This is a genomic window from Prosthecobacter sp. (assembly GCF_029946185.1).
GTDB lineage: Bacteria > Verrucomicrobiota > Verrucomicrobiia > Verrucomicrobiales > Verrucomicrobiaceae > Prosthecobacter.
Genome location: NZ_JAQSEA010000121.1, coordinates 22665 through 48353, shown reverse-complemented (window position 1 = coordinate 48353; position 25689 = coordinate 22665). Strand labels below are relative to the sequence as shown.

22 protein-coding genes and 1 pseudogene are annotated in these 25689 nt (G+C 58.9%); 14 read left to right on the top strand and 9 right to left on the bottom strand.

Annotation, left to right across the window (positions count from 1 at the left end):
• Positions 1-276: 276 nt before the first annotated feature.
• Both PSV43_RS09900 and secG read right to left on the bottom strand, forming a co-directional pair.
• Positions 277-5247 carry a PVC-type heme-binding CxxCH protein gene (locus tag PSV43_RS09900; RefSeq protein WP_300196283.1) on the bottom strand — a complete coding sequence of 1657 codons (4971 nt, stop codon included), beginning with the start codon at positions 5245-5247 and terminating at the stop codon, positions 277-279.
• Between the two features lie 151 nt (positions 5248-5398).
• Positions 5399-6007 (bottom strand): preprotein translocase subunit SecG, encoded by a 609-nt coding sequence (gene secG / locus PSV43_RS09895; protein WP_300196281.1) that lies wholly within the window; start codon positions 6005-6007, stop codon positions 5399-5401.
• Positions 6008-6165: 158 nt separating this feature from the next.
• Between secG and PSV43_RS09890 the strand changes: the two genes are divergently transcribed.
• Genes PSV43_RS09890 through PSV43_RS09875 form a run of 4 tightly spaced genes read left to right on the top strand, consistent with a single transcriptional unit; the run spans position 6166 to position 12435 of the window.
• Entirely contained in the window at positions 6166-8310 is a 2145-nt protein-coding gene (locus PSV43_RS09890; protein ID WP_300196279.1) for a VIT and VWA domain-containing protein, read from the top strand.
• A gap of 33 nt (positions 8311-8343) precedes the next feature.
• The gene (locus PSV43_RS09885) at positions 8344-9504 is read left to right on the top strand and encodes a VWA domain-containing protein (protein WP_300196277.1); all 1161 of its coding nucleotides are present in this window, start codon (positions 8344-8346) and stop codon (positions 9502-9504) included.
• 16 nt (positions 9505-9520) lie between these two features.
• Positions 9521-10207 (top strand): response regulator transcription factor, encoded by a 687-nt coding sequence (locus PSV43_RS09880; RefSeq protein WP_300196276.1) that lies wholly within the window; start codon positions 9521-9523, stop codon positions 10205-10207.
• Positions 10208-10218: 11 nt separating this feature from the next.
• Positions 10219-12435: a HAMP domain-containing sensor histidine kinase gene (locus PSV43_RS09875; RefSeq protein WP_300196274.1), complete on the top strand. Its 2217-nt coding sequence runs from the start codon at positions 10219-10221 to the stop codon at positions 12433-12435.
• Here the strand turns inward: PSV43_RS09875 and PSV43_RS09870 are convergent, their stop codons facing one another.
• A complete protein-coding gene (locus PSV43_RS09870) occupies positions 12436-12876 on the bottom strand; it encodes a 3-hydroxyacyl-ACP dehydratase FabZ family protein (protein ID WP_300196272.1) in 441 nt (146 codons plus the stop codon).
• A gap of 56 nt (positions 12877-12932) precedes the next feature.
• Between PSV43_RS09870 and PSV43_RS09865 the strand changes: the two genes are divergently transcribed.
• From PSV43_RS09865 to PSV43_RS09850, 4 genes are all read left to right on the top strand, one after another.
• Positions 12933-13700, top strand: coding sequence for a lysophospholipid acyltransferase family protein (locus PSV43_RS09865; protein WP_300196270.1), 768 nt, complete (start codon positions 12933-12935; stop codon positions 13698-13700).
• A gap of 31 nt (positions 13701-13731) precedes the next feature.
• The gene (locus PSV43_RS09860; RefSeq protein ID WP_300196269.1) at positions 13732-15099 is read left to right on the top strand and encodes a sulfatase-like hydrolase/transferase; all 1368 of its coding nucleotides are present in this window, start codon (positions 13732-13734) and stop codon (positions 15097-15099) included.
• Positions 15100-15307: 208 nt separating this feature from the next.
• Positions 15308-16570: a PQQ-binding-like beta-propeller repeat protein gene (locus tag PSV43_RS09855; RefSeq protein ID WP_300196267.1), complete on the top strand. Its 1263-nt coding sequence runs from the start codon at positions 15308-15310 to the stop codon at positions 16568-16570.
• 29 nt (positions 16571-16599) lie between these two features.
• Entirely contained in the window at positions 16600-17469 is an 870-nt protein-coding gene (locus tag PSV43_RS09850; RefSeq protein ID WP_300196265.1) for an alpha/beta hydrolase, read from the top strand.
• 23 nt (positions 17470-17492) lie between these two features.
• Here the strand turns inward: PSV43_RS09850 and PSV43_RS09845 are convergent, their stop codons facing one another.
• On the bottom strand, positions 17493-17957 hold the full coding sequence (locus PSV43_RS09845) for a L,D-transpeptidase (protein ID WP_300196263.1): 465 nt from the start codon (positions 17955-17957) through the stop codon (positions 17493-17495).
• Positions 17958-18076: 119 nt separating this feature from the next.
• Between PSV43_RS09845 and PSV43_RS09840 the strand changes: the two genes are divergently transcribed.
• Genes PSV43_RS09840 through PSV43_RS09820 form a run of 5 tightly spaced genes read left to right on the top strand, consistent with a single transcriptional unit; the run spans position 18077 to position 20727 of the window.
• Positions 18077-18664, top strand: a complete 588-nt coding sequence (locus PSV43_RS09840) for a TetR/AcrR family transcriptional regulator (RefSeq protein ID WP_300196261.1) — start codon at positions 18077-18079, stop codon at positions 18662-18664.
• A 55-nt stretch (positions 18665-18719) separates the two neighbouring features.
• Positions 18720-19034 (top strand): thioredoxin, encoded by a 315-nt coding sequence (gene trxA, locus PSV43_RS09835; RefSeq protein ID WP_300196260.1) that lies wholly within the window; start codon positions 18720-18722, stop codon positions 19032-19034.
• Between the two features lie 38 nt (positions 19035-19072).
• A complete protein-coding gene (locus PSV43_RS09830; RefSeq protein ID WP_300196259.1) occupies positions 19073-19516 on the top strand; it encodes a DUF5069 domain-containing protein in 444 nt (147 codons plus the stop codon).
• Positions 19517-19563: 47 nt separating this feature from the next.
• Positions 19564-20325, top strand: a complete 762-nt coding sequence (locus PSV43_RS09825; RefSeq protein ID WP_300196257.1) for an SDR family oxidoreductase — start codon at positions 19564-19566, stop codon at positions 20323-20325.
• Positions 20326-20337: 12 nt separating this feature from the next.
• Positions 20338-20727, top strand: coding sequence for a nuclear transport factor 2 family protein (locus PSV43_RS09820; protein ID WP_300196255.1), 390 nt, complete (start codon positions 20338-20340; stop codon positions 20725-20727).
• Positions 20728-20738: 11 nt separating this feature from the next.
• Here PSV43_RS09820 and PSV43_RS09815 read toward each other — a convergent pair whose 3' ends face one another.
• From PSV43_RS09815 to PSV43_RS09795, 5 genes and pseudogenes are all read right to left on the bottom strand, one after another.
• Entirely contained in the window at positions 20739-21134 is a 396-nt protein-coding gene (locus PSV43_RS09815; RefSeq protein WP_300196253.1) for a hypothetical protein, read from the bottom strand.
• Complete coding sequence (locus PSV43_RS09810; RefSeq protein ID WP_300196251.1) at positions 21131-21643, bottom strand: O-acetyl-ADP-ribose deacetylase; 513 nt, start codon at positions 21641-21643, stop codon at positions 21131-21133. Before PSV43_RS09810 ends, PSV43_RS09815 begins: the two co-directional genes overlap by 4 nt.
• A gap of 43 nt (positions 21644-21686) precedes the next feature.
• On the bottom strand, positions 21687-22613 hold the full coding sequence (locus PSV43_RS09805; RefSeq protein ID WP_300196249.1) for an ADP-ribosylglycohydrolase family protein: 927 nt from the start codon (positions 22611-22613) through the stop codon (positions 21687-21689).
• Positions 22610-23548: pseudogene (locus PSV43_RS09800) on the bottom strand (ADP-ribosylglycohydrolase family protein). Before PSV43_RS09800 ends, PSV43_RS09805 begins: the two are co-directional and overlap by 4 nt.
• Positions 23545-24240: an NUDIX domain-containing protein gene (locus PSV43_RS09795; protein ID WP_300196247.1), complete on the bottom strand. Its 696-nt coding sequence runs from the start codon at positions 24238-24240 to the stop codon at positions 23545-23547. Before PSV43_RS09795 ends, PSV43_RS09800 begins: the two are co-directional and overlap by 4 nt.
• Positions 24241-24515: 275 nt before the next feature.
• On the opposite strand from PSV43_RS09795, the gene PSV43_RS09790 reads away from it, so the two are divergent.
• Positions 24516-25541 (top strand): aspartate-semialdehyde dehydrogenase, encoded by a 1026-nt coding sequence (locus PSV43_RS09790; protein ID WP_300196244.1) that lies wholly within the window; start codon positions 24516-24518, stop codon positions 25539-25541.
• Positions 25542-25689: the final 148 nt, after the last annotated feature.

Below are 25689 nucleotides of genomic sequence, written 5' to 3'. Positions count from 1 at the left end.
AAAACCACCGCAAACTCTCTTAACAGACTGCCATTCATTCAGACTCATGTTCATCGGCTCTGGGTATAAGATCTATTTTCTCTGCTCCCTCTGCCTCTTCGCCCCTTGGCCGCAAAACCGAAAGTTTCCACGACTTTCAAAGCTCATGAGCCAGAGTGCCTCCACACGCGCCATTCCGGAAATCAGTTTCGGAAAATGCTATAGCAGGCAAGCGGCAGACGCAGCTGATGAGCCACGTCGCCGCCAGACCATGAGATAAGTTTTCCGATCTCTGCCCTACTTCCCACTCACCCACTTCACCGCATTCGTGAGGATCTGCTGATAAGGCCTCAAATCATGCACCCGCGCATCATGCCCGAGAGCAATGCCCACGATCCTAGCCTTCTTATGCTCCGTGATCCACACACTCGGATGCGCCGCCTTGTACTTGTCGCTCGGACTCGTCTCCGCCAGCACCGTGATCTTCGCCGTCCCTGCCGGAATTTTCTCCGGCTCCGCATTCACATAATACAACTCGTCCTCCACGGTGAAGCTCGCAGGCACACCCGCCATGATCTGATGCCCCCCCTTTACCGCCTTCACCTCAAAAGGATGAATCTTGTCATGCCCCCGCGCCCCACCGCCAACGATCTGCGCATTCAACTCAGGCCATCCACCAAAGCCATACCACGTACCAGGATGTAGCATGATGACACCCCGGCCCGCAGCAGCGAAATCCATCAGCGCCTTGCGATACACCGCCGTGTCAAAAAACTTCCGGTTCACACTGATGATCGCCACATCAGCATTCGCAAGCTCAGCCGCCGCTTGATCACGATCCTCCGTGTAATGCACCGTGAAGCCCGCAGCCTTCAGCGTGGCCACATCCGTCTCGCCAAAAAACTTCGCAAAGTTGTGCGATGACCCGCCGCCGATCACCAGCACCTTCGTCTTCCCAGCCTCCCACTGCACCGGCGCCGCAGGCACCAGCGGCCCGTCGCCTTTGCCCCCTTCTTTGGGGCCGGTTTCTGGCGTAGCGCCAACGTTCACATTCGCTTTTGGTTTGGACACCGTCTCACCTTGTTTCACCGGCTCAGCACTCGCGGTGATCGCCACCGTGCAAGGCGTGACGATGCTGCCGCTGGTCTCCAGCGTGAGCTTCTTGAGCGCGCCTTTCTTCTTCAAGTTGATCGCGAAATAACGAAGCTGACCGCGACGTGTGAAATCGCCCGCATCATCACTCAGCGGCACTTCGGCCTTCCCGATGTAGTCGGCGAAGTGCTCGCCATTCTTGAGCACAATGCTTTCCTTGTCCCCATCGGCAAATTCGACGTGAACCGTCATCGCAGGCTGCCCAAGAGCTTTGTCCCCGCCGAAGGGCCAACCCCAGCCAGCAACGCCACCGAGGAAGTGCAAGCTGGCCGCAGTGGCACCCGTGTCGATCTCAATCTTCTCAGCGAAAGTCTCGGCCACGGTACCTTTGCCACCCCCTTTGAGGGCGATGATGCTCGCGCCAGTCTGCGACTTCTCAGGATCCATCACAAAAAACGGCACTCCATGCACCGTCACGTTGCCAAACTTGTGCAGCGTCACCGTTTGGTCCTTCGCATCTTCCTTCGCAAAAATGCCGGCACGGCTGTCAGCATTGTAAGCCGTGCGCAGGTCCACCACCCGGAACTTCTGCTCCCCGCCGCAGATGAAAGCCAGAATATCCCGCAGCGTCTCAGCACCCAGCGCATCCAGCCCATCCGGCATGAGGCTTCGCCGAGTGTTTTCACGAGTGGCGATGTCATCCTTCCTGATCTCAAAATCACCCACCTGGTTGCGCAGCGTGAGGCTGGCCTGATTCTCCGTGATGATCACACCCGCAAGCGTCTCGCCCTTCTTCGTCGTGATGTTCCAGGCCCAGAAACTCGGATCCACCTCCCGGTTCGGATCAACAATATGCACCAGCAGCTCCGCCGGGCCGTGCGCGCCCATCCCCGTGAGCTGCGGCCCCACATCCCGCAGCCCCAGATCTCCCAGCTTATGACAAACAGCACAGGCCAGAGCAAACATTGCCTTGCCCTTAACGGCATCCCCCGGCTTCTCCACCTCCGGTGTGAGCTGCGCGATGATGTCATTCTTCGCCTTCGCGTTCGGATTCAGCTTGTCGATCATCGCATTCGCCTGCTTCGCCACCTGCTTGTTCGGATGCGTCCGCAGCCGCGCAATATTTCCTGGCCCAATTTCCTTCGGATCAATCTTCCCATTCTGAATCGAAGCCAGCAGCTCCAGCGAAGCCTCAGGCCGTTTCAAGATCGCATCAAACGCCTGCGTTCGCAGTTCCGCTTTCAGCCCGTTCAAGTTCCCCACGAGCTCCGTGACACTCCCCTTCTCATCCATCGCCGCAATGATCGCCGCCTGGAGCGCTGCAGGCGAATCCGGACGCGCCAAAGCCCCCACCACCAGCGCACTCGCCTCGCCACCAATGCCGATGAGAGCCTTGGCTGCCGCAATGCGATCCCCCATAGCTGCAGCCTTGTCCTCCAGCTTGGCAGTCAGACTGGCAATCTGCGCCTTGACCTCAGCCGCAAGCACACCCGCCTTGTCCCACTTCACCACCAGCGGCAACGCAGCAGCAGCAAGCGCAGGCTGCGCGAGAAGCTTCTTCAACGAAACCACGAGGGCAGGTTTAAGCTCTGGAACTTCATCGAACTGCTGCGCGATGCCTTGCAGGATGATGATCTTTAAGCCGTATGCTTCTCGTTGCGGGACCGCAAGCACATTGAGCAAAGAACCAAGAAGCGCTTTGCGCGCCATCTGTGGATCATCTTTTGTGCTACGTGGATCCAGTACATGGGGAACCAATGCGGACACGAGCGAACTTACTTTGTCAGGCTCTCGATAACCCAAGCTTTGCGACACAACCAGGAACGCTGTCCTCGATACGACCGCACTCGCTATGATCGAAGACTTGGTCCAGTCATCATCTGCCGTGACGTATTGCTCGATCAACTTCACAGAGAGATCCGATTCATCTTCGCTTTTGTCCGCCGCCACTTTCATCAGTGCATCGAGATCGGGAGCTGAGGCCTGCTTTTGTTCCCGGGTCTTTTGCCTTATTTCTGCATCATCGAATATCTTCAATGCGGCAGTCCCCATCGTGCCTTTGGAATCCGAGCCATGATGATAAAAGCTTCCCGCCACCGGCTTCGCCTGCTTGTGCTGCACCTTCCAGATACGGCCAAAATAATGGTCACGATCAGGACGGACCGCCGCATTGGCCGGCCCATGGATCGGTCCGCGCGTATCATTGTGAATCACCGCCTGATTGTAAAAATCCACCACGTACAACGCACCATCAGGACCCACGCGATTTTCAATCGGCCGGAACCACAAATCCTTGCTGCGAATGAACTCCGTCTTCTCACGCCCCGCTTCACGATGCGCCTTGTAAGTCACACCGTCTTTCTCAACAAAGAAGTGACTGACAATGTTTAGCGTCGGCTCCGTGCAGAAGTAGCTATAGTTCCACTTCTCCGGCCACGCACCACCTTCATAAATCGCGCACCCCGCCGCAGCCGTGTAGCTCCCCACCTGATCGATCTGCACATACGCCTGCTCCGGCCATGACATCAGCGGATACGTCGGCTCCTTCGGCAGCATGCCGTTCGTTCCCATGACCCCAGGCAGCTTGCCCTTTGCCAGCACATACTCCGGCAGCACCACATGCAGGAAATGATTCCCACTCGTCGGCTGCGTGAAGAACACCTGACCATCCCACGTGATGTCTAGCCCCCACGTATTCCCACCGCGTGAAGCATACTGCTCAAACGCGCTGCCATCAGGCTTGAACCTCACCACCCCACTGCCATCCGTACCAAAATCCTGCTTACCATCAGCCGAAGTCACATGCCCTGAACTGTATCCATGCGTGGCATACACCCAGCCATCGAGACCCCAGCGCAGGTTGTTGATCACCGCATGCGTGTCTCCCGTCCCAAGACCCGTGTAAAGCTTCGTCCGCTTGTCAGCGGTGTCATCCCCATCCGTGTCCTCAAGAAGCCAGATGTCCGGTGCCGCACAGGCGATGACTCCATTCTTATAAAAACAGAAGCTCGTGACGAGTTCCAGCTTGTCCGCAAAGACATGCTTCTTGTCCATCACCCCATCCCCATTCGTGTCCGTGAGAATCGAAATCCGGTCGATCGGATCACGGTCATACTTTTTCGTCCACGACCCGCTGTCCTTCCACTTCTCCACATTCAGCTCCCGCCGCCCATTCGGATACTCGGGCGTCTCACAAACCCACATGCGGCCCTTCTCATCCCAGTCCACATTCATGACCTTGTTGATCAGCGGCTCGCTCGCCACCAGCGAGATGTCAAATTCCGGATGCACCTCCAGCTTTTCCGCTGCTTTCTCCGGCCGCGTGGGTCCACCTTCCACATACCGCAGATTGTCCCCCAGCTCCTCCGGCTTGCACAGCTCATCCACATTCTCCCTCTTCCCCGCCCAGGCGATGCCCCTCAGCAAAATCGCACGAAAATTCGGGCGGCTGAAATTCTCGTAATAGTGACCGGGGATGGAAACAAAAGAACGGTAGCCGTCCTTCTCATAAGTCCACATCTGCGGCTGGATATCATAGATGCTGACCTCCTTGCCTCCCTTCGTGATTTCAGCGGCGCGCTTGGCTGCCTTTTCATTCCGCACCCCGGCAGGCTTCGGTGTGTAAGCTCCTGCAAGAATGTGGCACTCCGGCAGCACATCCATGTCGTAGTAAATCTCATCATCCATTGCGAAATTCGACACATCCTTCGTGATCGGATTCTCATGATCCGTGAAGTACAAATGCATCGGCCCCTCCCGCCATTTCGTCTGCCCATGGTGCCAGGACCCGCCAATGATGCCCTTGAACCAGTCATGGTCTTTGGACACCGATGCCGCGTGGATCGTCACAATGCCACCACCGCGCTTCAAGTAGTCCATCAGATCCTTCCGCTCCTGCCCGATCTTGATGTCGCCACCGCTGTCGAGATGCAAAATAAGCACATCCGTAGCATCCAGCTGCTCCTTGGTGGGAAATGCATCCCCACCCGTCGCCTTGGCTCCACGCTCATTCAGCAACGGCACCCAGTCCCGCAGGAAAGAAGGATGATCATGCGCCCCTGGCCCATGGGACTTCGGACCCGAGCGTATGAAAACGCGCAGCGGCTCCGCAGCGACAGACGAATGCGAAATGACGCAGGACGATGCAAGCGCGAGACAGAAAAGGAAACGTTTCATGGTTGGTGCGATGGTAGGCAGAACCAACGCACCATGTGAAGCCCGTTTTCGCACGGCAAACTATCGGAAATGCACATGCCGCATCCCCCGTAAAAACAAAGGGCACGACTCGCGTCGTGCCCTTGGCGTGAAATTCAAAGCGAAGCGTCGCTTACTTCGGCTGCTCTGCGGGAGCAGGGGCCGGGGTCGGAGCTGGCGTCACAGCGGGTGCCGGAGCAGGAGTCACCGCAGGTGCAGGCTTTGCAGCAGGGGCCGGGGTCGTAGCTGGCTTGGGAGCCGCTGCGGAAGGTGCGACGGCTGGAGTTCCTGCCGGCGTCATCGGCGGAGCAGGTGTCCCAGCAGGAGCAGGCTTTGGCGCTTCGCCAACGGCAGGAGCCGCGGCTTTGGCGTTTTCCGTTTTCACCGCTTCCTGGATTTTTTCCATGATCTTGGCTTTAGCCTGTTCATCCTCAGACAAGGCGGCAGGGGCCACAGCTTCAGGCTTGGCATCTCCAAAGAGAGACGGGGCCTTGCTGCCGTTCTGGTGGCGGCTCACGAGCACTGCCAGAAGGATGGTCAGGGCAAAAAGAAAGATGGCCAGATAGACCGTGAACTTCTGCAGCACGTTGGTGGTTTGCGCTCCCCAGACCTGGCTGGCGGCGGCATCGCCGAAGGAGGCGCCGAGGCCTTCCTGACGTGGGCGCTGCATAAGCACGACGAGAATGAGCAGAAGGCAGACGATGACTTCGACTACGGTAAGAATTCCAATGAAGATGTCCATAAAAGGGGCGCGAATATGGGGGGAGTTCCCAGCTTGGCAAGGGGGAGTTCCAGTTGGGCCGCCGGATTCGCTCCCCTGTCTAGGGCCAGTCAGGGCATTTTCCCACCCTTTACAGTGCGTTTACAGACGCCGCATGCCTTCTAAACCACCCTAGCGGCATGAAGACGACTCTTTGTGCCCTTTTCCTCACCGTGCCCCTGATTGCGCAGGATTTCCGCCAGCCAGCGTGGATTTCCCCCAATACTCGCATCATTCACTCCCAGCCCGTGCAGGTGACCCAGGTCGATGCCCACATCGACATCGCGGATCAAATCGCCACGACCACCCTCGACATCGCCCTGCGCAATCCCACCGGGCGCCCGCAGGAATCCGAACTACTCGTCCCCGTACCGACCGGCGCGGTGCTGAAGTCCTTCGCCTTTGAGGGCGGCAATTCCGAGGGCACGGCCAAATTACTGCCACGTGAGGAAGCTCGACGCATCTACGACACCATCGTTGCACAGACGCGGGATCCGGCGCTGCTGGAGTTCGTCGGCAATGCCGTCGTCAAATCGAGCGTCTTCCCGGTCCCGGCCAACGGCACCCAGAAAGTGCGCGTGACCTATGAGCAACTCCTCGAAGCCGACGGCGCGCGGCTCGATTACCTGCTTCCACGCTCAGAATCAGTGGAATACGCGGTGCCATGGAAGCTCTCCATGCGCATCCATTCCACCACACGCATCGCCTCGCTCTATTCTCCAAGCCACGAGATCTCCGCCAAACAACCCAATGGCAACACCGCGAGCCTTTCCTGCGATACCAAAGACCCAGGTGCCTTCCGCGTGTCATTGCTGCGCGAAACAAAGGATGAAATGACCGCCTCGCTGCTTGCTTATCCCGACCCAAAGATCGGCGGCGGCTATTTTCTCGTGATGATCGCCCCGCCAAAGCCCAAAGCGGATGCGAAACCGATCCTGCGAGAAGTCACCCTCGTCATCGATCGCAGCGGCAGCATGGCAGGACCGAAGCTTGATCAGGTGAAGGCAGCCGCCTTGCAGGTGATCGAAGGCTTGAACGACGGCGAGGGCTTCAACCTCATCGTTTACAACGAAGCGGTCGAAATGTTCGCCGCACAGCCGGTGATCAAAACCGCTGAGACCACGAAGCAGGCCCGCGACTACATCAGCGCCCTGCGCGTGAGCGGCGGCACCAACATCCATGACTCCATCGTCGAGGCGCTGCGTCAGAAGCCGCTCGCAGGCATGCTGCCCATCGTACTCTTCCTCACCGACGGCCTGCCCACCATCGGCCAGACATCGGAGAAAGCGATCCGTGAGACCGTCGCCAAGGGGAATCCGAACCAGCGCCGTGTGTTCACTTTTGGTGTCGGTGTGGACGTGAACACGCCACTGCTCGCACGCATCGCCCGCGAAACCCGCGCCAGCGCGGAATTTGTTCTGCCCAAGGAAGATGTGGAGGTCAAAGTCAGCCGTGTGTTTGATCGTCTGCGTGGGCCGCTGCTCACCAAACCGGCGGTGCGGGTGGATGACCCGAATCGTGTGAGCGATCTCATCCCCTCTCCCCTGCCCGATGTGTTTGAGGGAGAGCAGATTCTCCTGTCCGGCACCTATCGTGGTGAGTCCCCGCTGCATTTCCAGCTCACGGGTGCTGCGGCTGAGGGAGAGCGGAAGTTCGATTTCACCTTCAATCTCGACAAGGCCAGCACCGCAAACGCCTTTGTGGCCCGCCTCTGGGCCAGCAACAAGATCGCCGTGCTTAGCGAGGCGATCCGTGACCTCGGCGCAGATGGTGCAACAGGTGGCACGACTGAGCTGGTAAATGAAATTGTGCGTCTCTCGACGCAGTTTGGCATCCTCACGGAATACACTGCCTTCCTGGCTGAAGAGGGAACTTCACTCGCCGCCGTGACTGCCAATGCCGGCAAGGCCGCCTACAACTACAGCGACAAGGCGATGAAGATGCGCAGTGGTCCTGCCGCCGTCTCTCAGGAAGACAATCTGAAGAAAGCCGCCGAATCCAAGCAGCTTAACGTCCGCAATCGCTTCCTCGATGACAAGATGCAGGCCATCGAGATCACCAGCGTGCAGCAATGCCGGGCTGGAGCCTTCTTCAACAAAGGCAATCGCTGGACCGATGCCAGCGCCGCCAAGAGCGAACGCGCCCCTGACCGCACCATTGAGATCGGCAGCGTAGAGTTTGGCCGCTTGGTCGATGAACTCGCCGCCGACAACCGCCAAGGCCTTCTGGCCCTGCGTGGCGAACTGCTGCTGCAGCATCGCGGCCAACGGGTCCTCATCCGCTGAAATTTTCCCATCAACCCATCCACAAACACATCCATGAAAACGCCATACATCCTCATCGCCACGGCCCTGTCCGCGTGCCTCGCCATCGCCAAAGATGCTCCACCACCCGCACCCGTGGCGGAAGTCGCGAAAGTCGAAACCGCCGCTGACACCCCTCTCGTGCAGATCGCCGTGCTGTTGGACACCAGCAGCAGCATGAGCGGCCTCATCGAGCAGGCAAAGACTCAGATTTGGAAGCTCGTCAATGAATTCATCACCGCGAAACAGGACGGCAAAACACCGGTCGTTCAGGTGGCGCTGTATGAATATGGCAAGTCTTCGCTACGGGCGAAAGAGAACTGGATTCGCCAGATTCAGCCGCTCACCCGAGATCTCGACAAAGTGTCCGAAAATCTCTTCGCCCTGACGACGAACGGCGGTGATGAATACTGTGGTGCGGTGATTCAGCGGGCGACGAAAGACCTTGCCTGGGATGCCAATCCCAAGGTGTACAAGGCAATCTTCATCGCTGGCAATGAACCCTTTACCCAAGGGCCGGTGGATTCCAAAAAGAGCTGCCAGAACGCCATCGCCAAGGGCATCATCGTGAACACCATCCATTGCGGTGGCGAGGCTCAGGGCATCGCGGAGAACTGGAACCAGGGAGCGCTGCTCGCCGACGGCAAATACCTCGTGATCGACCAGAATCAGGCCATTGTTCACATCGAAGCGCCGCAGGACAAGGAGATCGTGAAGCTCAACGAAGAACTGAACAAGACCTACGTCTCTTATGGCAAGGAGGCCCCAATGGCCAAGGCACGCCAGGTCGTCCAGGACGGCAACGCCGCCGCCAAGGCCGAATCCGGTGCGCAGGTTCAGCGCATCGTCAGCAAAGCCAGCGCAAATTACTTCAACACCGGCTGGGACCTCGTGGATGCCAGCAAGCAGAAGGACTTCGACATCACGAAGGTCAAGGAAGCCGACCTGCCTGAGGAGATGAAGAAGATGAGCGCCGAAGAGCGCAAGGCCTACCTTGAGAAGAAAACCGCTGAGCGTGCTGAGATCCAGAAGCAGGTGCTTGCCCTGAACAAGGAGCGTGAGGCCTACGTTGCAACGCAACGCAAAGAATCCGCCAAGACCGACACCCTCGACACCGCCATGACCAAAGCGCTGCGCTCCCAGGCCGAGAAAAAAGGCATCGCGTGGGAGAAATGACCCTTTAATCTTCTTTATGCCTTCCACCATCTTAGTCGTTGAAGACGACGCCGCGATCCGTCGCGGCGTTTTGGATGCGCTCAAGTTCGCCGGTCACACCACGCTGGAGGCGGGCGATGGTGAAAAGGGCATGAAACTGGCCCTGAGTTCGACCTTCGACCTCATGCTGCTCGATCTGGTGCTGCCGCATGCGAGCGGCTTTGACATCCTGAAAGCCCTGCGACGTGAGCGGCCCGGAACCCCGGTGATCATCCTCTCGGCACGCGGAGAAGAAAATGACCGTGTGCGCGGATTGAAACTTGGTGCAGATGACTATGTGGTGAAGCCTTTCAGCGTGCGGGAATTGCTCGCCCGTGTCGAGGCGGTGCTGCGCCGTGCGCCCGAACGCCAGCCGGTGAGTGAAACGCTCACGATCACCACGGCGACGATTGATTTCGGGAAGAGCGTGGCAAGTTTTGGCAATGGAGAGAGTGCGGAGCTTTCCGAGCGCGAGCGAGACGTGCTGCGCTATCTTGCATTGAATCGCGGCAGGCCCGTTTCGCGCGAGGAACTGCTGCAGCGCGTCTGGCACATCGAGAACCAGCAGACGGAAACACGCACGGTGGACATGCACATTGCCAATTTGCGCCACAAACTGCGAGATGATGCCGAAGCACCACGTGTGATCGTCACCGTACGCGGCAAAGGCTACCAGCTTGTCTAATTTTGAACCCCATGCGCAAACCGCTCCATATCTGGATCACCTTCGTCGCCTGCCTCGGGCTGCTGATCGCGGCGATGGCGTGGGTGAGCTGGCACACACTGGCGCTGGAGCGTGAGCGGGAAACGGCGGCACGTGAGGCCGACCAGCAGGAGCGTGTGCGGCTGGCGCTGTGGCGGCTCGATTTCCAGGCGAGTGCGCTCATGATCCGCGAAAATGCGCGACCTCCCTATGATTTTCGTCCGTTCCATTCGCCCGAAGGTCTGGTCAACAAAGCCTATGACAATGTGGCGAAGGGAGAGGTGCTGCTGCCCTCACCGTTGCTGGCAGAAATACCTGAGCATGTGCTGCTGTATTTTCAGATGGATTCACGCGGCCAGGTGCGGTCCCCGCAGGTGCCGCAAAACGATGAGCGCACCCTGGCGCTGGCGCAGTTCATCAATGCAGATGACCTCACTCGCAGTGAGCAACGCCTGAGCGGATTGCGCGAATTGCTCGCCAAGCCGATGAATGTGATCACGCCGCAGCCGCAGCGTGATTCCTCCTTATGGCGCAGCACACGTGTGGCACCACCTGCCCCTGCGCCCACCACCGTGCTTAATCGCCAACTGCTCGCTCAGATGGCCTGCGTGGCCCGCTTTGACATTGATGATTCAAAAGCCGCCGAGGGCAGTGATGCCAAACTGCCACGCAACCCGGCCTGGAATACGCAGCAGGGGCAGGTGGCGGCCCAGCAGAGGGTGCTGAGTACCACGGAGAATTTCTCGCGCAATCGCGCGGTCAACCTGCAGGCCGAGGAGGCCATGAAACAGCAGCCGCAGATCAAGATGAAGGAAAGCGCCAGCGCACTGGCATACTCCAAAGAAAAAGATGCTGAGGCCAAGCCTGAACCGGGGAAGGCTTTGAAAAAAGAATCCGCGAAACCGGCAGACCGCAGCAGTGGATCCGGCTCCGCCGTATCCTCTGCACCGGCTGCCAAGTCGATGGATGACAAGCAAATGTCGCCTCGGCAGCAAACGCTGGCGCTGGCTCCTGCACCAGCTCCCGCGCCGATGCCTTTGGACCCGATGGCGGATGGCGCAGCCCGCTCGTTGGGCAATGTGCCTGCCGCAGCGGCTCCTTCTAGCACACCTCCACCCAAAAACACTGCAACCGCGAACAGTTCGCGACCCTTTCAGGGTGTGTGGCTCGGCAGCAACCTGATGCTGACCCGCGAAGCCTTCGTGGATGGTGTGCGCATGGTGCAGGGCGTGTGGCTGGACTGGCCTGCACTGCGTGAAGCCCTGCTGCGTGAGATCACGGATCTGTTTCCTGATGCTAAGCTGGAGCCTGCGGCAAATGCCACTGCCGGCGCACGCCCGAATGACGATCCGCTGCGTTTCGCCGCACTGCCGGTACGGCTGGTACCGGGTGCCATCCAGCTCCCCTCGTTGCCATTCTGGACGCCGCTGCGCAGATCTCTGGGCATCGCGCTCGCATGCGTCCTGCTCGCGGCCGTGGCGGTGGGGATCGTGCTGTTTGGCACCGTGGCGCTGAGTGAGCGCCGCGCTGACTTCGTTTCTGCCGTGACGCATGAGCTGCGCACTCCGCTGACCACGTTTCGCCTTTACTCCGAGATGCTGGCGGATGGCATGGTGACCGATGAGGCGCAGCGGAAGAGCTATCTCGACACTTTGACCGGTGAGGCGAGCCGTCTGAGCCATCTCGTCGAAAACGTGCTCGCCTATGCCCGGCTCGAACGAGGCAGTGCGAAGGCGAGAGCTGAGAACATCACAATCGGCGAGCTGCTGGACCGCATCCTGCCGCGCTTGCAGCAACGCGCAGATGACTGCGGAATGGCGGTGCGCGTGCAAGCCACGGAAGCGGACCGCAAAACTGAGCTGCATGTGGATGCGGCAGCGGTGGAGCAGATCCTTTTCAATCTCGTGGACAATGCCTGCAAATACGCCGCTCCGCGTTCGGCAGAGCCGGTGATCCATGTGGAGGCAGACACGAGCGGCAAGTTTGCGATGTTGCGCGTTCGCGACCACGGCGGTGGCATCTCACGCAGCGAGCAGCGGCGGATTTTCCACCCCTTTCACAAGAGCGCGGATCAGGCGGCACATTCGGCACCCGGTGTCGGGCTGGGTCTCGCCCTGTGCCGCAGGCTGGCCACGGCTCTTGGGGGCGCGATCACGCTGGATGCGACGCACAAGGACGGCGCGTGTTTCATGCTGCGCCTGCCGAAGTGATCAGCTCTCTCCCGCGAGGGTGACAGCCCCCGTGAGGATGACATTGCCCGCATCATCGCAGATTTCGCCACTGACCTGCCCGAGATTGCCGAGCATGCCCTGCAGTGTGCCGCTGAGGTGTAGCGACTGACCGGGCGTGATGCTGCCGAGAATTTTGATCTGGCGCACTGCGGTGAGACGCATGTTTTTGAGCGGGGCTTCGCCGGGGCGGGTTTGAATGAGAATACCCCCGAGCTGGGCCAGCGCCTCAATCATGAGAACACCGGGCATGAGCGGGGCACCGGGGAAATGACCGCGGAGAAATTCCTCGTCCCCCTTGAGCTGCCACACTGCTTTGGCGGAGGCACCCGGATTAAGTTCAACAATTTCGTCGATGAAGCGAAACTCAGAACCGTGCGGCAGGGAGGAAAGCGCTTGAATTAGGTCGGGTGAAGATGGCATGCTGTGGACTTATTCAAGATTCACTCACAGAGCAAACACCAAGATGCGCGCCAGCGATGGCGGTCTGTCGTGTGTTCATTCAAATGTGGCATGTCGTCGTGCTGCTGCTGAGCATGATCTATTGGGCTATCGGGGGCTTGTTGTTTGTCCTGGCAGGTGCGGCGCTGGTTCCGGTCCTTCCTGTGGAAAAATCCCGTGCGCTGGGCCAATGGCTGCTGAGCGTGGCGTTCCGAGTCTTCCTCACATTCCTGCGCTTTTGCGGTGTGTATGAGTGCAAATATATCGGCTTTGAGGCGCTGGAAGGTGTCGAAGGCGGGCTGATCATTGCGCCCAACCATCCGGCGCTTTGGGATGCGGTCTTCATCCTCTCCAAAATTCATGGCCTGCGCTGTATTTTAAAGGCTTCATTGATGCACAATCCGTTTTTACGGGGTGCCGCCAAGCTGGCGGGCTTTATCCCCAACAAACCCGCGCATAAAATGCTGCAGCATTCCATCGAAGCGCTGCGCCAGGGCGACCGGCTCTTGTTTTTCCCGGAAGGAACACGCACGCGGAAACTGGAAAACTGCGTCAACACCCTCCAGGGCGGCCTTGGCGTCATCGCCACGCAGTCGAGCGCACCGGTGTGGCCGGTGTTCATCGAAACTAACAGCGACTACCTCTCCAAGGGCTGGACGCTCTGGCATCTGCCGGACAAAAAAATCCGCATGCGCATCACCCTGGGCGAGCCGCTCGCCAGCCCACCGGATGAAAGTGCGGCGGAATTCACCAAGCGCCTGCGCGAGGTGTATATGGCAGCGCTCGGCGACGGACAGAAAGCCTGATGGGAGACATGATTCGCAGCGTTATGCTCGCATGCGCCTGCTGATCTTCCTCCTGACACTCGGCACCAGCCTCCATGCTGCGCCGAATATTCTGTTCATCGTCGCTGATGACCAGCGAGCGGATACGATCCATGCGCTTGGCAACGCCGCCATCGACACGCCGAATCTCGACCGCCTCGTGACTCGGGGAACCTCTTTCTCCCGTGCTTATGCGGGCTATCCGATCTGCCATGTGAGCCGTGCGCAGATCCTCACCGGCACCCCGGCCTTCAAAGCGTTGCCAAAATATCCTGGCGGCGCGATTGATCCCACCCTCGCCACGCTCGGCGGCACGCTGCTAAAGGCTGGCTATCACACCTGCTACACGGGCAAATGGCACAACGACGGCCATCCCAAACAGCGCGGCTACACCACCACAAGCGGCCTTTATTCCAGCGGCGGCGGCAAGGGCGTGACGCAACCGGACATCGACGATCGTGGACGCCCGCTCACGGGGTATCGCGGATGGACATTCAAGGATGAAACCAATCAGGCCGAACTCGGCAAAGGCGTCGGCCTTCAGCCCGACAACAGCCGGCACATCGCCGATGGTGCCATTCATACGGTCAAGACAGCACCACAGGACAAACCGCTCTTCCTGCATGTGAACTTCGCTTTTCCCCACGATCCACGCCAGTGGCCGGCTGGCATGAAGGACAGATATGCTGCCGCAAAAATGCCGCTGCCGGCCAATTTTGCCCCGAAGCATCCCTTTGATCACGGCAACATCGACGGGCGCGATGAACGGCTGCTGCCGACGCCGCGCACCCCCGGCGATGTGCGTGAGGAACTCGCCATTTACTATGCCATGATCACGGATCTCGACGCGCAACTCGGCCGCATTCTCGCTGCGCTGCCAGCGCCTGATGACACGATCATTATCTTTACCAGCGACCAAGGGCTGGCGCTCGGCAGCCATGGGCTGATCGGCAAACAAAACGAGTATGAGCACAGCATTCGCAGCCCGCTGATCATCTGCGGCCCCGGTCTGCCGAAGAATGAACGCAGCGCTGCGTTGGTGAACCTGAGCGATCTTTTCCCCACGCTTTGCGAACTCAGCGGGACCGCGATTCCATCCAGCGTGCAGTCCAAGAGCCTCGCGCCGCTTTTGCGGCAGCAAACCGACCGTGCACATGATTTCGTCACCGGCGTTTTCACCGATACTCAGCGCATGATTTGCGATGAGCGCTGGAAGTTTGTGCTGTACCCGAAGGTGGGAAGGGAGCAGCTCTTTGATTTGCAGACCGACCCCGATGAGCTGCACGACCTCAGCGGAGATCCTGCTCACAAGACGACACGGAACGACCTGAAAGGCCGGCTGGAGAACTGGCGGCGAGAGCAGGGTGATCCGGATTTATGATTCGGCATAATCTCCGCCGTGCGCCTGAATCCTTGTCCGCTTCTGTCGTGCTCACGGACGCGCCTCCCACCGACGATGGCTTTCTTTTCCGGCATCGGGCATCCGATCCAGCCACGCAAGCCGAACAGGGCCAGATGACCGCCTTCAATGCGCTCTATACCGGTCTTCATGCAATGAGGTGCTGTCTGGTGGCGTTTGGCTGTCATCCATGAAGCCGCTCATTTTCCTCGCCGCAGCTGTTGTTTCCATTCACGCCTCTGACTGGCCGCAGTTTCGAGGTCTCACCGCCGACGGTGTCACCACGGACACTAATCTGCCGCTGACGTGGAGTGAGAAGGAGAATCTCGTCTGGCGCACGAAACTGCCGGGGCCTGGTTCATCGAGCCCGGTCATCAGCAGCGGCAAGGTCTTCCTCACCTGCTACAGCGGCTACGGCATCGATGTGAAGAATCCTGGCGACATGAAGAACCTGAAACGCCACGCCTTGTGCCTGGACAGACAGTCCGGCAAGATTCTTTGGAATCATGAGATTGCGACGGATTTGCCGAACAAGCCCTTCACCGGGAGCTACATCACCACACATGGCTACGCATCGAGCTCGGCTGTCACGGATGGCAAAAGCGTGTTCTTTTTCATGGGAAACGCTGGCTTGTTTGCCTACACCGTCGATGGCAAACCAGTCTGGAATGTCAGCGTCGGTGAAAAGGCGCACGAATGGGGTGTCGGTTCCTCGCCCATTCTTTATGGAGATCTGCTCATCGTGAATGCGGCGCACGAAAGCAACCAGCTTCTCGCGCTTGATCGCAAAACCGGAAAGACCGTGTGGAGTGTCAGCGGCTTTCCCGCGTCCTGGAACACGCCGGCCCTCGTCAAGGTCAATGGGCATGACGAACTCGTGGTGAACTCGAACGGCAAGCTCCGCGCCTTTGATCCTGCGGACGGCAAGGAACTCTGGTTCTGCAGCAGCATCAAGGCAGCCGAGCTTTGCCCCAGCATCGTCGCGCATGACGGCATCATCTTTGTCCTCGGCCATCCCGGAGGTCAATGCCAGGCCGTGCGCGCCGGTGGCTCGGGCGATGTCAGCGCCACTCACCTGCTTTGGCAGGCGCAAAAGGGCAGCAACGTCGGCTCGCCCGTTTATAAAGACGGGCATCTCTACTTCATCAACGACTCACGCGGCGTCGCCACCTGCCTCGACGCGAAGACCGGTGCCGTGGTTTATGAGCAGCCGCTCGCCTCGCGCCAGAAACGTGACCGCTGGTATTCCACCCCATTGCTCGCGGGAGACCGGCTGTACTGCGTGGGCCGCGAAACCGGCACCTACGTCCTAGCCGCGAAGCCCCGGTTCGAACTTCTCGCCACCAACGTTATCGCAGACGACACCAGCATCACCAACGCCAGCCCCGGGGTCAGCGACGGTCAGATTTTCCTGCGCTCAAATCAATACGCCTATTGCTTCGGGAGGCAGTAAAATTCAAGGTCTCCTGTTTCCTTCCTCTCATGAAATGCCTTGCCCTTCTTTCCTTGCTCCTTGCAGCGACTCTTCACGCGCAGACTCCCGCTAAAACGAAAGCGCCTGATGCGGTGGACAAGCTCGGAGCTAACCTCAAACCCTCGCGCATCCTCGTTTACAAGAAAATCGCAGGCCGTGAACTGGAGATGCACGTGTTTGGGCCTCAAGGATTCAAAGCGGGCGACCAGCGGGCCTGCTACCTGATCATCCACGGCGGTGGCTGGACGGGTGGTGCCCCGCCGCGCATGTATCCATTCGCCGCGCACTACGCGAAGCTCGGCCTTGTGGGCATCAGCATGCAGTACCGTCTGCACAGCGCGAAGACGGGCGTGAGCGTTTTTGATTGCGTGAAGGATGCGCGCTCCGCTGTGCGCTACATCCGCGCCCATGCGTCTGAGCTGGGCATCGATCCGCAGAGGATCATCGTCAGCGGCGGTTCGGCAGGTGGCCACCTCGCCGCCGCCACGGCTCTTTTTGACAACGTGAATGAAGACAGCGATGACCTCAAGGTCTCACCTGTCCCAAACGCGCTGGTGCTGCTCTTTCCCGTGATCGACACCTCCAAGGAGGGCTATGGAAACGCGAAGATCGGCGAGCGCTGGGAGGAGCTGTCCCCTGTAAATCACGTGCGCGCAGGCCTGCCACCCACGATCATCTTCCACGGCACCGGCGATACTGTCACGCCCTTTGCAGGGGCCAAGGCCTTTCATGACGCCATGCTGAAGGCGGGCAACCGCTGCGAACTCGACATCAACGAAGGCGGCGCCCATGGCTACCTCATGCGCAGCAAGCCGCTCTATGACGACACGATGCAGAAGACGGATGTGTTTCTGAAGTCGCTCGGGCTGCTGCAGTGAGGAAGTGAATCAGAGCTGCGGGCTCACTCCTCGATCCACACGGGCGTTCCCTCTGGGACGAGACCAAAGAGCTCAATCATCTCCTGATTGCGCAGGCGTACGCAGCCGTGACTGGCGGGGCGGCCGATGGATACTTCATCGTTGGTACCGTGAATGTAGATGTAGCGCTGGTAGGTGTTGGCATTGCGTGGCTCGGTGCCATGCAGCCAGAGAATGCGTGTGAGTACGAGATCGGATTTTGTTTCGATTCCGGGCGACCAGCGACCGACGGGCTGGCGCGCTTTGAAAATGGTGCCGCTCTCCGCGCCATCGCCGTGCTTTTCCATCACCACAAAGCGGCCCAGCGGTGTCTTGTTGCTACCTTCGGTGAAGCCGATACCAAATTTTGATGTACTGCAGGCCCACTCGCGTATCAGACGCATGTCATCAAACAAACGCAGTCTTTGCGTGCCGATGCTGACTTCGAGGTGTGGATGGGTGAGGTTCATGGGGATTGAATGATCGACTGCACGCGAGAACTTGGTTTCATAGCATCAGCAGGCAGGATTGCAGAAATCAAAAAATGAATTTGACGGATTAGACCGATTGGTCTATTCGTTCCATTATCATGAGTGACCGAACAACCAAAGAACGCATTTTCGACGCAGCCGAAGGGCTGATGCTCGAGAAGAGCTTTCATTCGGTTGGGCTGACGGAGATTCTTGAAGCCGTGAAGGTGCCCAAGGGCTCGTTCTACCACCACTTCAAATCCAAGGAACAGTTTGGCGTGGATATGCTGAAACACTACGTCGCCGATGCCACCGCCTACAAAACACAGATGTTGCTCTCTGCCACGCCTGAGCCAGATCCGCTGCGAAGGCTTCTCAGTTTTTGTGAAGGCACGATCTGCCGCGTGCTCGAAACCAAGGGAAAATGCCCATGTTTGGTGCTCAAACTCGCTGCTGAAGTCGCTGATATGAGCGAACCGATGCGCGAGGTGCTTGCGGCAGGAAATCGTGAAGCTATCGCCATTCTGGAGCAGGTGCTGCAGGAAGGTATTGAGAAAGAGAAGATCGCCAAGACTGTCCGCCCTGCCGAAATGGCCCCCATCATTCATGACCTCTGGAATGGAGCCATGCAGCGCTCTGCTATCTGCCGCGACGCGACGCCTCCGCGCGACGCACTGAATTTTATCCGCACACAGCTCACCCCCTGATTTTCTTTTTGGTCGCTTATAAACCGACCGGTCTATTTTTAAACCCGACACCCCTATGAAACCCATCGCGCTCACCACCGAAACCTTCGACGCCACCCTCTCCAGCACTGACCAGCCCGTCCTTGTGGACTTCTGGGCGGAGTGGTGCGGCCCCTGCAAAATGATGTCGCCCATCCTCGACCAGCTTGCCACCGAGCAGGCGGGACGAGCCACCATCGCCAAGGTGGATGTGGACGCCTTCCCTGACCTCCAGGCCCGCTTCGGCATCCGCGCCATCCCGACACTCATCGTGTTCAAAAACGGCCAGCCTGTGAACACCATCACAGGAGTGAAAAGCAAGGGCTTCCTCGAAGCCGCACTCGTCGCCTGATTTTTCAATCTCCCCAAGATCAAACACATACACACACCATGTCCATCGACCTTACCCAACGTCCCCCACGCAGCCCACGCGTCCGCCTCGGCGGTTACGTGCTCCTGCCACGCATGCTCGACAAATGCCGCGCTGAAATCGCCGGTAAAAATGGCGAGTATCACTACAACTGCCCGCTCGATCAGCGCTTTCTCAGTTTCACGGGCATCGACCACGAAGCCCTGAAAAGTGAAGTGTCCAAGGATCTCGGCGATGCAGCGGTCTTCTCTTGGATCGAAACGAGCGCCCTGCACAAACGCAGCGACTACGAGATCTCCCACTGGAGCGAATTCCGTGAAGCTGCCGTGCCTAGCGATAACGAAAGCCGCGAATACATCAGCGCGCAAATTGCCAAAGCAGGCGGGAGCGCACGTGAAGACATTGGCACGTGGTTCGACTTTCTCGATTTCGACGATCACGTCTCCTTTGGCGGCAAAGCCTGATCCAATCTCTCCCAAATCTCTAATCACACTCTCAACACCCTATTCTCATGCAAACCTCATTCCAAAACAAAGTCGTCCTCATCACAGGAGCCACCAGCGGTATCGGCAAAACCAGCGCTCTCGCCTTCGCCAAGGCCGGAGCTAAAGTCATCGTCAGTGGTCGCCGTGAGGCCGAAGGCCAGGCGGTCGTGACTGAAATCAAAGCTGCGGGTGGTGAAGCCACCTTCGTGAAAGCTGATGTGGCCGTGGAGGCTGACGTTGAGGCTCTCGTGGCTAAAACGGTGGAAACGTATGGCCGCATCGATGTCGCCTTCAACAATGCTGGCATCGAACTCACCGGGCCCATCGTGGACGTAGTCGAGGCCGACTATCGCCGCACTTTTGACATCAATGTGTGGGGCGCGATCACCTCGATGAAGCATGAGATTCCTGTGATGCTGAAGCAGGGTGGTGGTGTGATCATCAATACGAGCAGCGTCGCCGGGCATGTCGGGATGGCGGGAGCCAGCGTCTATGTCGCCAGCAAGCATGCTGTGGAAGGCCTGACCAAAGCCGCTGCGCTGGAATATGCCAAACAGGGCATCCGGGTGAACGCCGTGGCACCTGCTGCGATCGAAACCGACATGATGAACCGCTTCACCGGCGGTGGGAATGAAGAAGCGCTCGCCTACATGCGCTCACTGCATCCCGTGGGCCGCCTAGGCCGCTCCGAGGAGATCGCCAATGCAGTGCTGTTCCTCGCCAGCGACGCTGCCTCCTTCATCACCGGCACTTCGCTGAATGTGGACGGTGGCCTCCTCGCGCAGTAACATCCGTGCGTCATGACCCAGCTCGAAACCATCCGCGAAATGTACCGCGCCATGCGCGCAGGTGATGACGCCGCCTTCACCGCGCTCTGCACCGACGACCTTGTCTGGCAGCAGAGCGCGGGGTTCCCCGGCGGCTCAACTTGGCACGGTGCCGCCGCTGTGATTGAGAATGTCTTCCGTGCCAATGCCAAACGCTGGACGGGATTCGCCTTCAATGAAGAAGAAATGTTTGCCACAGAGGACCGTGTCGTTGTGCTCGGACATTACAGCGGGGCCTCACCTGCGACGGGGAAAGCTATGCGTACGGCGGTGGCGCATGTGTATGATATGAGAGAGGGCAAGATCGCGCGGTTTCGGATGTTTGCGGACACGCAGCCGATGTGGCGGGCGATGGAGGCGTAGAGGCTTTTGCCTCACTGGCGACCTGCTAGATACTCTTTGAGTCGCGGGTTTAGCTGTTCGGCCAAGATGCCGTGATACCATGGCGAGCGGATCTGCCAGATGATGACGAGGACGGTGATGGGCAATTGAAACAGCAGGGGCGAGAGCCAGTCGAGTGAGCCGAGTGCCAGATGCGCGGCGACATTGAGGACGAATGCTGAAGCCCAGAGCAGTTCCCAACGACGCCAGACGAGGAAGACATTGCAGAAGAGGAAGAAGTGGCCGAGGGCGGCGGGGACGATCCACGCGAGCGGGAAGTCGAGGGCGTGAAGCCAGCAGGACAGGCCCAACCCTGCGGCAAGAATGAGCGCATCCCCAATCGAGCAACGGAAACCGTGACGACGCGGAGTTGAAGATGAATCCGTCATGATTTTTGGAGCAACTGTTCGTAGCGCAGGCGATCCGCCTCGGCAAAGCAGCAGAAGATGATCTGTTGCAGGGATGAAGGTGTGGCGAGAAATGCGCGCACGGTTTCGACGGCGATCTGGGCGGCCTGATCTGGCGGGAAGTGGTAGATGCCGGTGGAGATGCAGGGGAAGGCGATGCTGGTGAGGTTGTGCTCTGCTGCGATTCGCAGGGAGTTGGCATAGCATGAGCGCAGCAACTCCGGCTCGCCATGGGTGCCGCCATGCCAGACGGGGCCAACGGTGTGAATGACGTGCCGGGCTTTGAGCCGATAGCCTTGGGTTATCTTGGCCTGTCCGGTTTCGCAGCCATCGAGGCCCATGCATTCACGGGTCAGTTCCTCGCCTGCCGCACGATGGATCGAGCCGTCCACACCGCCACCACCGAGGAGGGAGGAGTTGGCGGCGTTGACGATGGCATCCACGTCGAGGGTGGTGATGTCGGCCTGGATGGCTTGCAGGATGGCGTTCATGGGAATCGAAGGAAGGTCGGCGTGCCAGTTGTTATGTCTGGCGTCATTGGCATTCTAGATCGAGAGGCTCGCGAGACTTCAGACACAGTGGAGGAATACCCTCATGTCCTACTCGAAGTGTCACTATCCCACCGACGATGGCGCAGTTGGTATCACAGTCGCCATCACCTTCGAGTGTGTTGACCAAGGCTTCGTAATAGTTGTCGAGATGACGAATCGCGCACCAGATGGCAAAGGGCACTGTGTCAGGCGCCGTGACGAGAAAACCGGAGCCAAGAATTCGCGCAGCATTTTCGGCTGACATTTCCAACGGCACGAGTCGTGCCTTGCGAATGCCTTCGTGGGTTTCTCCAGTGGGTGTGTGCTCCAAAACAGCCTCCCAAGTGGCTTGGCGGGCATCATCTAGAGACGATAATCTTGTATTCCACGCCATCGCCGCCGCCAGTGATACCGCGACGCTGCCAGCTATTCCTTCCGCATGGGCATGTGTCACCACCGATGACTGATAACTCTCCGAAACGACTTTCCCGAGGTTATCTGCAAACCACGCACCTAACGGGGCGGAACGCATGGCACTGCCATTGCCCTTCGAGCCACGTCCGCTGAATGCCGCCATCGAAGTCTCTCGCCAATTCGCTCCGCGGGCGATCTCTTCCAACTGCATCCGTGCGCCTCTACCATAACCTCGACCGGTATCATCCTGATAGCGCCGTGCAAAACGATGCGCCAGAGAATCTGCCGCGATTTGACCATGGTCACTCAGCTCCTCAACGATGGCCATTGCCATCTGAGTGTCATCCGTATGCCACCACGGGCCGGGAGGCAGGCCATCGCGCTCAATGACGCGCCTGGCACTGCGAGCACAAGTCGAAAGCATCTGTCCGAAGGCATCACCGAGTGAGAGGCCGTCAAGGGACAGCAGGGCGCGCTGGAGACTGAGGTCGCGATTCGAATGAGTCGTGTGATTCATGGTTCCGAAAGGGATTTCCCAAATTGGCTGAACAACGTTCTGAGATCTTCCTGCCTTGGCAATGCAGCGAGCCAGTCTGCTGGAATCGCCTCCACTCCGTAAAACACGCCAGCGAGTCCGCCGGCCACACAGCCGGTGGTGTCAGTGTCGTCGCCGAGGTTTACGGCTTTAAGAACGCAGTCAGAAAAGCTGTTGGTGGTGAGCAGGCACCAGATCGAGGCGGTGAGTGTGTCTATGACGTAGCCGCCCGATTCAATGCGCCGTTCGGAGGTCGAGGCAAAATCGTCCCTCATTACTGCTGCGAAGTGCGGAAATTCGCCGCTGCGTTCGTAGCTTCCGGCAAAACATGCCTGCGCCTGGCGCAAAGCGTCTTCACGTGTGAGTCCTCCCAGAAGAGCGCGCGCTATGAAGCCAAAGAACACGCACGCCATCTTTGAACGTGCATGGCCATGGGTGATGGCCGAGGCCCGTTCAAGGCGTGTGATGAAGGTGTCCTCGTCTATCTGGAAACTGGCAAGTACTACAGGCAGGATGCGCATGAGCGAGCCGTTGCCGTTGTCATACGGATCACGTCCTCCGGCCTCCCCTGCCGGGGTGCCCAGGCTGATACGATCGAGTGCATTGCGTGTGGCATTGCCAATGTCGAACACAAGGCCGTGAGCGGCCCACAAGCCGGTATCAAACCAGCGCAGAAAGCGCTCGCCCATGTCTTACGGATCGAAGCCTTTCTGAGCAAGACTTTCCACAGCACAAAGCAGCAGAGAGCCGTCGTCTGACCAAGTCCCGGCGGGTTGACAATGCATGCCTCGGGCTCGCATGCCCGTCACGGGATCGTCTTTGCGACTAGACCTGGGAGCGAACTCGACGGGGACGCCAAGAGCATCGCCGACGAGTGAGCCGTAGAGACCGCCGAGGATGTGTTTAGTTGTATTCATATTTCGAAAAGGAATCCCTTCTTTTTGAGGCGCTCGTATTTCACGGGGTCGAAGCGGAAGAGCTGGGCGGGGCGGTGGGGGCCTTCGCGGTGTTGTTCTTTGAGGGGGATGAGGAGGTCGTGGCTGAGGACTTTTTTGCGGAAGTTGCGTTTGTCGATGTCGGTGCCGAGGACGCTTTCGTAGAGGCGTTGGAGCTGGGTGAGGGTGAACTTGGGGGGGAGGAGCTCGAAGCCGACGGGCTGGTAGGTGAGCTTGCTGCGCAGGAGGGTGAGGGCGGCGGTGAAGATTTCGGCGTGGTCGAAGGCGAGGGCGGGGATGTCGGACACAGGGAACCAGCGGGCTTCGGCGGCGTCTGTGGAGGCGGCGGTGGTGTGAGCGACGGGTTTCGTTAATGCGTAGTAGGCGACGCTGACGACGCGCTCGCGGGGATCGCGGTTGACGGTGCCGAAGGTGTAGAGCTGCTCGAGGAAGAGGTCTTTGAGGCCGGTTTCTTCTTCGAGCTCGCGGCGGGCGGCGGTGTCGAGGGTTTCCTCGAGGCGGACGAAGCCGCCGGGGAGGGCCCAGTGATCTTTGAAGGGCTCCAGGCCACGGCGGATGAGGAGGACCTGGAGTCCCGCTGCGCCGCTGTCGAAGCCGAAGACGACGCAGTCCACGGTGAGGGCTGCGCGAGGGTATTCGTAAGTGTGTTTCACACACGATATATAGTGTTAATATAACACTAAGTCAAAGGGGAGATTTAATGGCCGCAAAAAAACGCAAAAGGCGGAAAAAAGGCTGGGAATTTTCAGAGGGGGTGCGGAGGCGCAGTTGGATCGAGGACGATCTGGGAGGAGGAGTATGGGTAAGAGGAGGAGAAGGATTCTGAAGAGGGAGGGGCGCTGCTTGCCCCTTTACCGGGCCTTGCATCCGGTGGGCGAGGCTTTATTATCGCGGCCCCTTTGAACCAACCCATCGTTAGTAGATTACCATGAGCACCCTGAAGAATGTCGCGATCGTCGGAGCCACAGGCGCTGTGGGCGCGGAGATGATCCGCTGCCTGGAAGAGCGCAAGTTTCCCGTCGGCCAGCTTACCCTCCTTGCCTCCGCACGCAGCGCTGGCAAGAAGCTGAAGTTCAAGGGCGAAGACATCACCATTCAAGAGCTGACCCCGGATTCCTTCAAGGGGATCGACATCGCGCTGTTCAGCGCGGGTGGCGGTATCTCGCGTGATTTTGCGCCGCATGCGGTGAAAGCCGGTGCGGTGGTGGTGGACAATTCCTCCTTCTTCCGTCAGGACCCGAGCGTGCCGCTGGTGGTGCCGGAGATCAATGCTGCGGACGTGAAGTCTCACAAGGGCATCATCGCCAATCCGAACTGCACGACTGCGATCTCGCTGATGGCGCTGTATCCGCTGCATCAGGCGTTTGGTGTGAAGCGGATCTTTGCCTCCAGCTACCAGGCTGTGTCTGGCACGGGAGCGCAGGCGATTGAAGAACTGGCCAACCAGTCCCGCGAATGGGCCAGCGAGAACCGCGCCTGGGATGCCGCGAAGCTGGACAGCAAGCCGCACGTTTATCCGCACCAGATCGCTTTCAATGCCATCCCGCATGTGGATTCCTTCCTCGATTCTGGCTACACCAAGGAGGAGATGAAGATGGAGAACGAGGGCCGCAAGATCATGCACCACGACAAGTTCCGTGCGTCTGTGACCTGTGTGCGCATCCCGGTCTTCCGTGCGCACAGCATCTCGATCAGCGCTGAGTTTGAAAAGCCCATCACGGTGGAAGCGGCGCGTGAAGTGCTCAGCAAGGCTCCGGGTCTGGATGTTCTCGACGATCCTGCGAACAAGCAGTATCCGCTGGCTCTCGACATCGCGGGCCGTGACAACTGTGCCGTCGGCCGCATCCGCATGGATTGCGCGCTGGATAACGGCCTGTGCTTCTGGGTCGTCGGCGACCAGCTCCTCAAAGGTGCGGCGCTGAATGCGGTGCAGATTGCAGAGTGCTTGGTGTAATTGTACAGGACGAGGTCATTGAAACTCGCGCCATCGGCTTGGGCTTATTGATCCATTATTTTTTAGTGTAGGGTTATCCTTCTAGCTGTTGGAAACACCTGTAATGACCGGGGCGGGCTGAAAAGTCCGCCCTGACTTTTTTATGGTT